Source organism: Lujinxingia vulgaris, assembly GCF_007997005.1.
In the GTDB taxonomy this organism is placed as follows: Bacteria; Myxococcota_A; Bradymonadia; order Bradymonadales; family Bradymonadaceae; genus Lujinxingia.
Genome location: NZ_VOSL01000117.1, coordinates 1 through 12,322, shown reverse-complemented (window position 1 = coordinate 12,322; position 12,322 = coordinate 1). Strand labels below are relative to the sequence as shown.

At 66.4% G+C, this 12,322-nt stretch carries 5 protein-coding genes and 1 rRNA gene; 4 read left to right on the top strand and 2 right to left on the bottom strand.

The genetic code is table 11. The annotated features are described in order from the left end of the window. Positions 1-110, top strand: a 5S ribosomal RNA gene (gene rrf / locus FRC96_RS16735); the annotation flags it as partial. Between the two features lie 281 nt (positions 111-391). On the opposite strand, the gene FRC96_RS16730 is transcribed toward rrf, so the two are convergent. After that, positions 392-2,359, bottom strand: coding sequence for a WD40 repeat domain-containing serine/threonine protein kinase (locus tag FRC96_RS16730; protein ID WP_146976111.1), 1,968 nt, complete (start codon positions 2,357-2,359; stop codon positions 392-394). A 19-nt stretch (positions 2,360-2,378) separates the two neighbouring features. Then, positions 2,379-4,952, bottom strand: a complete 2,574-nt coding sequence (locus tag FRC96_RS16725; RefSeq protein WP_146976110.1) for a serine/threonine-protein kinase — start codon at positions 4,950-4,952, stop codon at positions 2,379-2,381. A 323-nt stretch (positions 4,953-5,275) separates the two neighbouring features. Between FRC96_RS16725 and FRC96_RS16720 the strand changes: the two genes are divergently transcribed. The 3 genes from FRC96_RS16720 to FRC96_RS16710 all read left to right on the top strand — a co-directional run. Continuing rightward, entirely contained in the window at positions 5,276-7,789 is a 2,514-nt protein-coding gene (locus FRC96_RS16720) for a 5'-nucleotidase C-terminal domain-containing protein (RefSeq protein WP_146976108.1), read from the top strand. 237 nt (positions 7,790-8,026) lie between these two features. After that, complete coding sequence (locus FRC96_RS16715) at positions 8,027-8,608, top strand: outer membrane protein (protein ID WP_146976106.1); 582 nt, start codon at positions 8,027-8,029, stop codon at positions 8,606-8,608. Between the two features lie 95 nt (positions 8,609-8,703). Continuing rightward, positions 8,704-12,322 (top strand): serine/threonine-protein kinase (locus FRC96_RS16710; RefSeq protein WP_146976104.1); only part of this gene is annotated, 3,619 nt, incomplete at its 3' end.

Sequence of the window (12,322 nt, the reverse complement as noted above, 5' to 3'; positions counted from 1 at the left end):
GCTAGAGCGGAGAGGGTCCACCCGATCCCATCTCGAACTCGGAAGTTAAGCTCTCCAGCGCCGATGGTACTGCGACCGAGAGGTCGTGGGAGAGTAGGTCGCTGCCAACCCTTTATTTAAAGAGCCCGCCCCGTTCTACGTGAGTAGAGCGGGGCGGGTTTTTTTGTGTGTTGGTCAGGGGAAAAGGTGGGTGTTGGGGGGAAGATTGGCGACCCGGGTATTCAATACGAGGAGGGCGTGTGAAATGGGGACCCGGGAGTTTGTGTACGGGTGCCAGGCGTTCGATCATGAATGCTGTACCGATGCCAGGCGTTCGATCATGAATGCCGCGTTCGGGTGCCAGGCGTTCGATCATGAACGCTGTGTACGCCGGGGGCCCGCGTAGAAGAGGCTAGAGCTGAATGCGCCAGATCTGCGCGCCATCGCCGAAGAGCGTGACGCCGATGAGGCTACCATCGGCCCGGGTGCGCACCGCGCGTAGCTCCTGGCCGATGGTGTGCGAGCCGATTGCTTTACCGCTCTCCAGAGTGCCGAGGTAAAGCTCACCGCGGGCATCGGTAGCGAAGTAGCGCTGGTCGGCGGTCACCCCGACCGAGGCGACGGCGTCCCGCGCTACCGGGACCTGCCATACCAACTCCCTGGCCTGAGGACGAAGGCATGCGACCGTGCCGTCCCAGAGGCCAGCCAGTAGTAGATCGTCGCGGGTGTCCTGATGAAGGGCAGAGATGGGAAGGGAGAACGACCACAGCGTGTGGCTGCGACCCGTGCGAAGATCGATCTTAATGAGCTCACCGCGTTCGGTTGCAGCGAGCAGGTGGCTGCCGTTGGGATGAAGCTCCATCGCGAGCACCGAGCCGGCGAGCTTCGCGATGGTCTGGGCGCTGCCGCCGGAGGGGTTGTAGCGGGTGATGTCGCCGTGAATGTCTGCCGCGTAGAGGTGGGCGTGCGCCAGGTCGACCTCCAGGGCCACCACCAGGCGTGGCACGCTGAAGCTCTGTGCGAACCCCTGACCGCTGATACCCAGCAGGTGGGTGCGCATCAGGTGGTCGGCCAGCACCACACCGAGCGCGCCGCGGTCGATGGCCGCCGCCGTGATCGAGGGCATCGGCGCGGTGGCAAACGGAAGATTCACCGAGATGAGCTGCGCCATGTCCACGTCGCTGCGCTCCGTCCACTTCGGCAACGCGTCGGCTTCGGTGATCAGGGAGTGTTCATGTGCAAGCTCGTTGGAGGTGCGTTCGGCCAGTGAGACGAACTCGCCCAGGGTCGGTTCGGTGAGCTGCGTCGGTTCTTCCAAAAACTGCTCGACAATGGTCTCGGCCTCGGCCAGCAACGATTCGCCGAAATGCGGCAGGGGGAGCCCATCGAGAAAAGCGCTCAAGTCCTGATAGACCTTCCAGAAGTCAGTCGGACGCTCGCCGGGCTCTCGGGCGAGCATATGTTGGAGGAGGTTGTCGAGACTGCGGGGGATATTGCGACCGGGAGCGGTGGCCAGCGCGGAAGGGCGGGGGGCTTCAACGTGGGCCTCCATGACCCGCAACGCGTTGGCGAAGGGGAAGGGGGCCTGGCCGGTGAGCATATGAAAGAGCACACAGCCCAGGCTGTAGATGTCACTGCGGTGGTCGGGCAGTTGCGACTCCGTGCATTGTTCTGGGGATGCGTACAGGGGTGTGCCCCGGAACCCGTAGGTGCTCTCACCGCTGCCAGCGACATGGGCCACGCCGAAGTCGAGCACGCGCGCGAAGAGGCCGGTGGCCGGGAGCGCCTCGATCATGATGTTTTCGGGTTTGATGTCGCGGTGGACGATGCCCTGCTGGTGGGCTTCATGAAGTCCGTTGGCGATCTGGCGGGTGATCTCCACCGCTTCGCGAATCGTCAGCGCTTCATTGTTGCGCAGGCGCTCCTCGAGGGTCTGGCCGTCGAGGTAGTCCATGACCATCCCCAGGATGGTGTCGCTGAGGTGAATGAACTCATAGACGTTGACGACGTGCGGGTTGCTGATGCGGCTAAGCGCATCAACTTCACGCTCGAAGCTGCGTAGCATCTCCTGTTGCACGTCTTCGCTGTCGCCGTAGCGCCGCGTGTCGACCACCTTAATGGCGAAGAGGCGCGAGACACGCATGCTGCGTGCCCGATAGACGTGGCCGGAGGCGCCCGAGCCTAAGAAGCGATCGACGAAGTAGCGCCCGTCGATGATGCGCCCCAGGTAGGCGTAGGGGCTGGCGTGAATTGAGGTCCAACCCTCGCGAGGTCGCGGAGCATCGCACTCGGCGCAACGCTCCGCGATCTGCTCGACCAAAGTCGAGCAGATCTCACAGTAGTGGGTCAGATCAGACGTTCGCAGCGGGGCGCGGACCACACGGTCCCCCTTGGGGTGTTCAGCGGTTGATGATGCGCTCTTCGCCGCCGGGCTTCAGATCGACGTAGAAGGTCTTATTGAGGTTAAACTCGGGGTTCACCAGCACGATCTTATGCGTGCCGGCGGGCAGGCGATGGTTCATAAGCGGGGTGTAGTTGCCGGTGTCCACGTCGTTGATGTAGATGCGCGCCGCCGGCCGGGAGGCGATCGAGACGGTGCCCGTGCCGGTGTTGGCCGGCTGCGGGGCAGGCTCTTCGCGACGCGGGGTGGTGTCCCGTGCCGGTTCGGCGCGGGCGGTCTCGGTGCGGCTGGACCCCGTGGAGCCGGAGGAGCCGGTGCGATCGGGAACGCGCGCGGCGCTGGGCGGGCGGGCGTCGGCGACAGCCGGCTCCGACTCGGTGCGCTCAAGCTCTGCGTCCAGGGTGGCTTCGGCCTCGGTGCCCGGCTCAAAGGTGCCTTCCCAGTCGTCGTAGCCGCGGCGGGAGATCACCACGCGGTAGTTGCGCGAGGCGTCAAGATCGCTGGCGGTATCCGGGGTGCGACCGCGCGCGACGCGCTCGCTGCCCTCGGCGGTGTAGATGGTGTAGTCGGCGCGGCTCGGATCGCTGGTGACGCGAAGATCGATCTTGGCCGGGCGCAGCGTCACGCTGTGGTCGACGATCTGGTCGAGCTCCACCTCGAGCTGCTCTTCGGCCTCGAAGTATTCATCGAGGGTCACGCGCAGCGTGTAGCTCCCCGGGGCCAGATCACGAATCTCGACCGGGGTGGTGCCTTCGACTTCTTCATCGCCGAGGAAGACCTTCGCGCCTTCGGGCACGCTGGCGACGTTAAAGCCGGTGTTGGAGTAGTCGAGCGGTGTGAGCTCTTCGGCCAGGCGAGTAGGCTCGCCGGCGACCAGTGTGGCCTGGGTTTCGTAGCGCTTAAAGCCATCGCGCTCGACGGCCACGGTGTATGTGCCGGCGCTCCCCTCCCACTCATAGGGGGTGGGGCCTTCGTGCACGAGCTGGCCGTCGACATAGATGCGCACCGGATCTTCGCCAAAGGCGAACATCACCGGCGCGGTGGTGTCGCGGGACATCCAGACAACACCCAGACCCAGGGCGATGACCACCAGCGCCACCAGGGCGATGACGCCGACGTTGGCGCCGCTCTTCTTGCGCTTTTTGCGGGCGGCCTGAGGCACCGCCACCGCACCGGGCACGGTGTTATGGGAGTCGCGACGACGCTCCACCGCGGGCATCTGCGAGGTGACCGGGGCGCCGCGTCGAGGCTCAATGTCGAGGTCCAGGTCGAGCTCTTCGCCCGGACGAGAGTTGTGACGGCGCGGGCTCTGCCCCAGGTCGAGGTTCATGTCCCAGCGTTCAAATTCGCGGGTCGACGCTTCCTCGCTGACCGCGGCGTGGGCACCGGAGACGTGAATCTGGGTGGAGCTCTCGTCAATGACCTCGATGCTATCGTCGGCGTAGACGATGTCGGCGTCGTCAACGATGGAGATGGCGTCTTCGCGGCCGAAGATCTGGGTCTCCATCTCTTCGTCGCCCCAGCTCAGGTCGGCAGCCGGGCGGCGCGGGGTGGGGCTGCGCGGGGCTTCTTCGATGGGTTTGAGGTTGAGCGAGCGGTAGTACTCGGTCTTTTTGTTCTCAAACTCGATGTCCGCGCTGAAGGCTTCCTTCATGTACGCGGCCAGATCTTTGTTGGTGTAGTAGTAGCCCTGGTCGCGCATAAAGCGCTCGAGCGCCTCGCCGAACTCGTAGGCGGTCTGGAAGCGCTCTTCCGGGTTGCCGCTGAGCGCGCGCAGCACGATGTCTTCGAGGGCCTTGGGGATGTGCGGGTTGTAGAGCGAGGGGGGGCTCATCTCGACGCGGCGGATCTTCTCGAGCGTCTCAAAGTCGCTCTCGCCGGTGAAGAGGCGCTCCAGGGTGAGGAGCTCGTAGAGGACCACGCCCATGCTGAAGATGTCGCTGCGGTGATCGACGTGCAGACCGCGGACCTGCTCCGGGCTCATGTAGCTGAACTTGCCCTTGATCATCCCGTTATGGGTGTGGCTGGTCTTGCCCTGGGCTTTGGCGATGCCAAAGTCGATGATCTTCACCTCCCCTTCAAAGGAGGTCAGGATGTTCTGCGGGGAGATGTCGCGGTGGATGATCTGGAGGTGGTTGCCCTGCGGGTCCTTCTTTTCGTGGGCGTAGCCCAGTCCCTCACAGACCTTCATCATGATGTAGCAGACGCGCGGGATGGAGATCTTTTCGCCGATGCGGCGGGCGCGCTCGTACTGGGTCTTGAGATCTTTGCCGCTGATGTATTCCAGAGCGATGAAGTAGGAGCCGTCGACCTGCCCGAGATCGAAGATCTGAGCGATGTTGGGGTGGGTGAGCTGCACGGCGATCTTGGCTTCATCGACGAACATCTCGATAAAGCCCTTATCTTCGGCGATGTTGGGCAGGATCTGCTTGATCGCCAGCATGCGCTCAAAGCCCTCGACGCCGAAGGCTTTTGCTTTAAAGACCTCGGCCATGCCCCCGACGTTGATGCGTTCGAGGAGGTAGTATTTGCCGAAGGGGACGGGTTTTGGAAGGATTCCCGGTTCGCTCATGAGCCCAAAGATCCGGTGCCAGGGCGCGCGGCGCGATTCGAGGTGAGGCGCGGGCGCGATTAAGAGGTGGGTTGGCTGCAGGGGGCGGGCGACGATGCCCGTCAAGAGAGCCGGCGAGTGTCTGCTCGCCAGGGGCGCAAAAATACGCCCGGAAAGGATGCCAACTTCGCGCTGAATCGTAGAAAATCGGCGGTGAGCTTGTCAACGTCGACTACCGCCCGGGCGCGGGGTGACTTGACGCCGGGCGGGTGGGCGTCGACGGTTGGGCGGCGCGCATGGTTCGTGAGTCAATTCGATGTGACTTGAGGTTGGTTGAGGTGGGCATGAAGGTTGATCTTCGTCGGGTGGTCGGATGCGGGTTGATGGGGGTGGCGCTTGTGTGGAGCGCGGCCGGGTGGGCGCAGCAGGAGACGCCTCAGGAGGGGGGGATTGAGGTGGAGCAGGCGGACGCGCAGCGGGCTGGCGAGGAGGTGGGCCAGGAGGTCATCGATCGCCTGGAGGAGGCGCCGGCGTCCCGGACCTCGCAGCTGACGCTGGTGCTCACCGGCAACACCGAGGGGGACCTTGCGCGGGTGGACTGCCGGGAGCCGGCGGAGGTGCGCGAGTATTATCGGGCGCGTCAGGTGGGGTATGTGCGCACGCTCGGCGAGCTCTCGCAGGGCGGGAGGTTGCCGGCGCCGGTGGTGCTGAGCGCGGGCGATGCGATGTATCCGGCGCCCTTGAGCCGCTACCTGATGCGCAGCGGGGAGGAGGGGGCGCGCAACCTGGTCGATCTTCTCAACGCGGTGCCGGTGGACGCGCAGTCGCTGGGAAACCGCGAGCTCAGCGCGCCACGTGGCGAGCTCATTGAGGTGATGCGGGCGGCCCGGGAGCGGGGGCTGGATCTGCAGGCGGCCAACCTGCGCTGCGAGAACTTTGGCGGGGCCGAGGCGATCTGTGAGAGCACCGGCGGGCTTGTGAGGCCGCATTTCAAGGTGGTGGAGCGTGGCGGGGTGCGGGTGGCCGTGACCTCACTGCTCGCGCCTCATCTTTTCGATGCGCTGACCGATGCGCAGCGCCAGGGCCTGGCGTTGGCTGAGCCGGCCGCCGTCTTGCCGGAGCTTATCCGGGCGATGCGTGCCGAGGCCGACCTTACTGTGGTGCAGGTCCACGCGCGGGAGGCCGACGCGCTCGACGAGGCTTACGCGCTGGCCAGCAAGATTGAGGGCATCGACTTGATGGTCGCAAGCCACCTCTTCGATGAGGGGGATCTCAACGAGGGGCGTTTTGGCGTGGTGCAGGCCGAGACGACCGGCACGCCCCTGGTCTCCGCCGACAGCGGGGCGTTTCATGTGCACACCGTCGAGCTGGGCTTGAGCTATGGCACGGGCGCCCCCCGCATCAGCGAGGTGCGACCGCGGCGGATCGATGTGTCCGAGATGCCTGAAGACCGTATCACGCGTGAAGTTCTCGAGGTTGTGGCCGACGCCTACTGCGAGGACTGGGGGCAGCCCCTGGCCGCCAACGCCGACGTTGCGGCGCCCTTTGAGGCCGCCGATCTGCAGACCTTCCTTATGAACGTGATGCGCTTTAGCGCGGGCGCGGAGGTGGCGCTGATCAACGCCGGGGCCTTTCGCGATCGGGGGCAGTTTCCGCTCACCGGGGAGTTGACGCTGGCCGATATCTACAGCGCGTTGCCCTTTGATAATGACGTGGTGGTGGCGCAGCTGGAGGGGCGGGCGCTCAAGCGCATCGCGGTCCGGCTGGGCGGGGCGTTGCGGGCCGCCGGGCTGGAGCTTGATGGCGAGGAGGTTCGCGTCAACGGCCGCGTGGTACGCGACGATCGCCTCTACCCGGTGGTGCTCAATGATTATCTGGCCGCCGGGGGCGATGGGGTGATTGAGGCCGAAGAGCTCAAGGACGCGCGGATCTTCGAGCCGGCCTGGGCCGCCGGCTCCCCGAGCATCGCCGAGCTTGTGGTGCGCTATGTTGAGCGCGACGAGGTCGCCGCGCGTGCGGGACTCTCGCCGACAACGAGCTTTCCCGATCTGCATCGTCAGTTTTTGTGGACCTACACCGGCTCGATCAACGCCTCGTACAACCAGGTCAGCGTGGTCAATCCGCTGGTGGGCGGGGCGGCCGGCTATGAGCAGAGCCAGCTGACGGTGGCGTCAACGGACCAGGTCAACCTGGAGGGGCGCCTGGCGGCCCGCGCCGACAGCCGCGATCACGGCTGGGATAACGATCTTCTGCTGCAGTACGCCACCGCGCGTCTGGCGGACACCGACGGGGCCACCTTTGAGGAGACCCGCGATCTTCTGCGACTGCGCAGCCAGTACCGCAACCTGGCGCTGCGCTCCAACCTGGGAGGGCGCTGGTATGTGCCCGGTCCGCTCGCTGAGCTTCAGGCCGAGTCGGAGTTCGATCGGCCCGAGAGCCGGGGCTGGCATCGCCTGGATGTGCGCGGCATCCTCGGGTTCTCGTTCAAGCTGGCCGAGGCGCTGGACCTGAAGGTCGGTGTGAACATCCGCCGCGATGTCATCGAGCCCAACGGGGAGGCCAGCTGGGGTCTGAACACCGGCTATACCCTGCGGCGCATCGATCTGCTCGATGTGCTCGGCCGTCCGGTGCAGCTAGAGAGCGAGCTGGAGTATTTCTACAACGGCATCGCCCGTGAGAATGTGCATGAGCTGCGCAGCGCCAATCGGCTCTTCTTTGCGGTCTTTGATCAGTTCTTTTTTACGGCCTCCTTCAACGCCTACCTCTACCAGAGCGGCGCGGTGGGGGAGCCGGGAAGAAACACTGAGCTGACCCTGGGACTGAACTACCAGTGGGGGGCGACCCGCCAGAGTTTCTGACCGATCGATGAGCGCAGGATCGAGGATTGTGCGTGGTAGTCAGGGGAGGGTAGTGAGACTCATTAAGGCTTCGTTACGGTCTTAAGATGGTGATACTGCAGGGGTTTTTCCGCGAAAGGTCGGCCGGTGCTGGCGATGCGTTGCAGTCGCGTGTTCTGGGCGGGTGTGCTAGATCAGGGGCGTTGCAGTCTGGTGTTGAGATGATGTCTCTGTGCTTGAAATGGATCGGAGGTAGCGATGATGACGCGTGACGATCGGGTTAATGCGAAGCGGATGATGGCGGTGGCCCTGGCGGGCTGTGCGCTGGTGATGGCCAGCGCCGGGGTGGCCTCGGCTCAGGATCCTGCGCAGAAGTTGCAAGGGAACAGCGTGGGAGTGATGGCCGGCTACGACTTCGATCGGGAGTTCCCGCTGCTGGGGCTCGACGGGCGCTTCACCTTCGCGGTGGCGCCTCAGGTGGCGATCTCGGTGAACCCGGCGTTGAGTTATTTCTTTACGGGGAGCTCCGAGTTTCTCGGAGCGCGCTCGGAGACGACGCTCCTGCAGTTTGACGTCAACGCGCTGGCACATCTGGCGCTTGATGCGGTGGTCACACCCTATCTGGGCGGTGGTCTGGCGATCATTTACGTCGACTCGCGGGTGCTTAACAGTAACGATGAGGTCATCGCCTCCGAAGATGATACGGCCGTCGCGGGCAACCTCCTGGTGGGCGCCACCTTTGATACGGGCAGTGAGCTTGTGCCTTACCTTCAGGGGCGATTGACCTTTGACGAAGAGTCCGTCTTCAGCGTGATGGTCGGTTTGAATTACGGGTTTTAGGTGCGCGGGTCGTTCGCCGCGGCTCTTAAGAGCTCCCTGCGGGACGTCTTCGGGGCTGCGTGCGGGCGACATCGGTAGCGCGAGAGCAGGGTAGTGTGAGTCAACAGCACGATGAATCCACCCCGCGTCTGGGGCCTTTTGAGCTCGGCGAGCTCGTGGGCACCGGCGGGATGGGGCAGGTCTGGCGGGCGCGTCATGTGGGTGAGGGACGCGAGGTCGCCATCAAGGTGATGCGCCGCGCGCAGCTCGACACCGAGCGCTTCAGGGAAGCTTTCCAGCGGGAAGTGCGCGCGGTGGCGCGGCTGAACCACCCCGGGGTGGTGCGGGTCTTTGATTCGGGGGAGGTGCCCTCCGGCCTGGAGCGAAGCTCCGGGGGCCGGCTTGTGGAGGGCTGCGCTTATCTGGCGATGGATCTGGCGGTGGGGACGCTGGAGCGCACCGATGTCTCGCATTTTGGATGGGAGCGTCGCCGCGGGATCCTCATCGCGCTGCTCGACGCGCTGGCGCATGCGCATGCGCGCGGGGTGATTCATCGCGACTTAAAGCCGGCCAACGTGCTCTGGGTGCCTGATGTCGGGGGGCCGCCTCGCTTGAAGCTCTCGGACTTCGGGCTGGCCTTTGCCCTTCATGATGATGCGCTGCTTCGCCGCGGGGTGCGTGAGCGGCGCGTGGCGGGCACACCGCGTTTTATGGCGCCGGAGCAGATCACCGGCCGCTGGCGCGACCAGGGCCCCTGGACGGATCTCTACGCGTTGGGGTGTCTGGCCTACTGGCTGCTGGGTCAGCCGGCGTTTGCAGGGACGCGCGCCGAAGATGTGCTGCGCGATCAGTTGCAGAAGCCGCACCCGCCGCTGGAGCCTTCAGTGGAGGTGCCCGAGGGGCTTCAGGGGTGGCTTGATGGGTTGTTGGCCAAGAAGCCGACCCGTCGCTATCAGCGCGCCGCCGATGCTGCCCACGATCTGCGCCAGCTCTATCTGACGGCACCCTCGCGGCAGGAGGCAATCGGGAGTGCCGATCCCGGATCAACCCCATTTAATGCGGCCGAGGAGGGGGCGTCGAGAGAAGTTATCACGCTGGCGCTGCCGGCCGAGGGGGAGCCCACGCTCTCGTTGGAGCGGCGTCGCGGGGCGATGAGCGTCGGGCTGATCGGGGCGGTGGAGGGCAGCGAGATGTGGGCGCGCCCGGCCAGCGATCTGCACCCGGCGCCGCCGCCCCGCACCTGGCAGACACCTCAAACTCTGGCAAGTGATGGGCAGCTGCTGGGGGTGGGCCTGGGGCTCTTCGGGCTGCGCTCGCTCCCGCTGGTCGGACGCCAGGGGGAGCGCGACCAGCTCTGGCAGGCGCTGCTCGATGTGCACCAGACCGGGCGTCCTCGCCTGGCGCTGGTGCGTGGCGAGGTCGGCGTGGGTGCAAGCCGGCTGGCGCAGTGGCTGGCGGAGCGCGCCCATGAGACCGGCGCGGCCGAGGTGCTGCAGGCCAGCCACAGCCCCACCGGCGGCCTGACCGACGGGGTGGCGCGGATGGTGGGCAACTATTTGCGCTGCACCGGCCTCTCCCGCGATGAGATCGCGCTGAGGGTCGGGCAGCTCTTTGACGATCGGGCCGCCCCGGGCTTGATGACGCACAACCTCGATGCCGCCGGCTCCCGCGATAAGGCCGAGCTTGTCGAGCTGCTCGCGCCGGCCTGTGATCCCGATTTTCGCGACGACGCTTTGGCGTTGCGGCTGGTGCGCCCCAGCGAGCGCCATATGACCTGGCGCCGACTGCTGGAGCGTCTGACGGCGCGGCGCCCTGTGCTGCTCGTGCTCGACGATGTGCAATGGGGAAGCGCCACGCTGAGCTTTGTGCGCCACCTGCTCAATGAGCAGGCCCACGGCGGACTTCCGGTGCTGATCGTGGCCACGTTGCGGGAGGGCGAGGAGGCGCGCACGCGGCCGGTCGGCGAGCAACTGCGGGATCTTCTGCGCTTTGAGCGCGCCTGGCAGCTGGGGCTTGCCCCGCTTGCCCGCGCCGATCACGAGCGCCTGATCGAAGAGATGCTCGGCCTGGAGCACGGCCTGGCAGAGCAGGTGGCCGAGCGCACCGCCGGAAACCCCCTCTTTGCCTTGCAGCTGGTGGGCGACTGGGTGGAGCGCGGCGTGCTCGAGGTGGGGCCGCGCGGCTTTGAGCTGCGCGCGGGCACCGCCTCCGATCTTCCCGATGATATCCACCAGGTGCTGCGCCAGCGCGTCGAGGAGCTGGTCGGGGTGGCGGCGGTCGCGTCCCACCAGCTGGAGGGGCCGGCCGGTCGCTTTGGTGGCAGCGAGCGGGCGCGTCGTGCTTTAGAGTTGGCCGCGGCGCTGGGGCGCGATGTCGAGGAGCGTCCGTGGCAGCGCGCCTGTGAGCTTGCCGAGTGTGTGCCGCCGCCGGCCTTGCTCGGGCTGATGGAGGTGCGCCACCTGATCGAACGCAACCCCACCGGCTGGAGTTTTGTGCACGGCGCGCTGCGCGAGACCCTTGAGAAGATGGCTCGGGATGCGGGTCGCTGGCAGTCGCATCACCGCGCGGCCGCGGCGATGCTGGCTGAGAGCGGCGCCCACCCCGGCGCTCCGACTGCCAGGCGGGGGTATCACCTGCTCGAAGCCGGGTTGGCCCCCGAAGCGCTGGAGCCGCTGTGGCAGGGCGCCCGACTCGCCGTCGACACGCTCGCGCTGCATGAGGGCTTGAAGATCGCCGAGCGCTTTGAGCGCGCGCTGCGAGCCGCCGGGGTTGGCGCCGACGACCCGCGTCAGGCCGAGCTCCACATGCTGCGCGCCCTGGCGCATCTTCGCCTTGGCGAGATGGAGGCTGCCGCCGGCGCGCTGGAGCGCGCGCGCATCTTCGTCGAGACCCTGGAGGCTGCGCACCACCCCGACGCCCCCCTCCAGCGCGCCGAGCATACCTACCTCACCGGCGTGCTCGCCCAGCTCACCGGGGATCCGGGACGGGGGCGCGAGCTGGCGGCGCGCGCCTCGAAAGTCTTTGAGCGCGTGGGGCACCCCGATGGCCTGGCGCGCGCGCTTTACCTGCAGGCCGAGTCGATGTGCTGGCTTGGTGAAGACGCCCTCGCGTTGCCTATTTACGGGCGCGCCGAGGCCATCTTCGCCTCGCTCAATGATGGGCGCGGGGTGGCCAAGTCGAAGATGGGCGTGGGCAACCTGGAGATGCGCCACGGCGACTTCGGCCGAGGTCAGGCGCTGATCGAAGAGACGATCGCCGCGTTTCAAACGATGGGCGACACCTACGCCACGGCCATGGCTTACAGCAACCTCGGCGAGGGCCTGCGGGCTCACGGTAAGCCGGGGCAGGCGATGGCGCTCTGCGAGCAAGGCCTGGAGATGATGCGCCGCGCCGGGCTCTTCGAGGCGTCGATTGAGCTCAACCTCTGCTGCGCGGCGCTGGCGTTGGGCGATATGGATCGGGCCGCCCGGGCGCTCAAGGAGCTGCAGCCCCGCGTGATCGACATGGGCAGCGAGGGGCTGCTCGGGGTGATCTACGCCAGCTGGCTTCCGATCTACGCCTCGCGCGGCCAGTGGACGCGCTGGGCGCGCAGCGCTGAGAAGGCCCGCGCGCATCTGGAGCGCCAGCCCATCCATGACGCCGACCTGGCCTGGACCTTTGAGCTGGCCGCCGCCCTTGCTCGCCGCGCCGGCCGGCTCCCCGAGGCGCGCCAGGCGCTGCGTAGCGCCATCGCCC

Excerpts from the sequence above, each read along its gene's own strand:
- FRC96_RS16715 (WP_146976106.1), top strand. The coding sequence starts at position 8,027 with ATGATGACGCGTGACGATCGGGTTAATGCGAAGCGGATGATGGCGGTG.
- FRC96_RS16725 (WP_146976110.1), bottom strand. The coding sequence starts at position 4,952 with ATGAGCGAACCGGGAATCCTTCCAAAACCCGTCCCCTTCGGCAAATAC.
- FRC96_RS16720 (WP_146976108.1), top strand. The coding sequence starts at position 5,276 with ATGAAGGTTGATCTTCGTCGGGTGGTCGGATGCGGGTTGATGGGGGTG.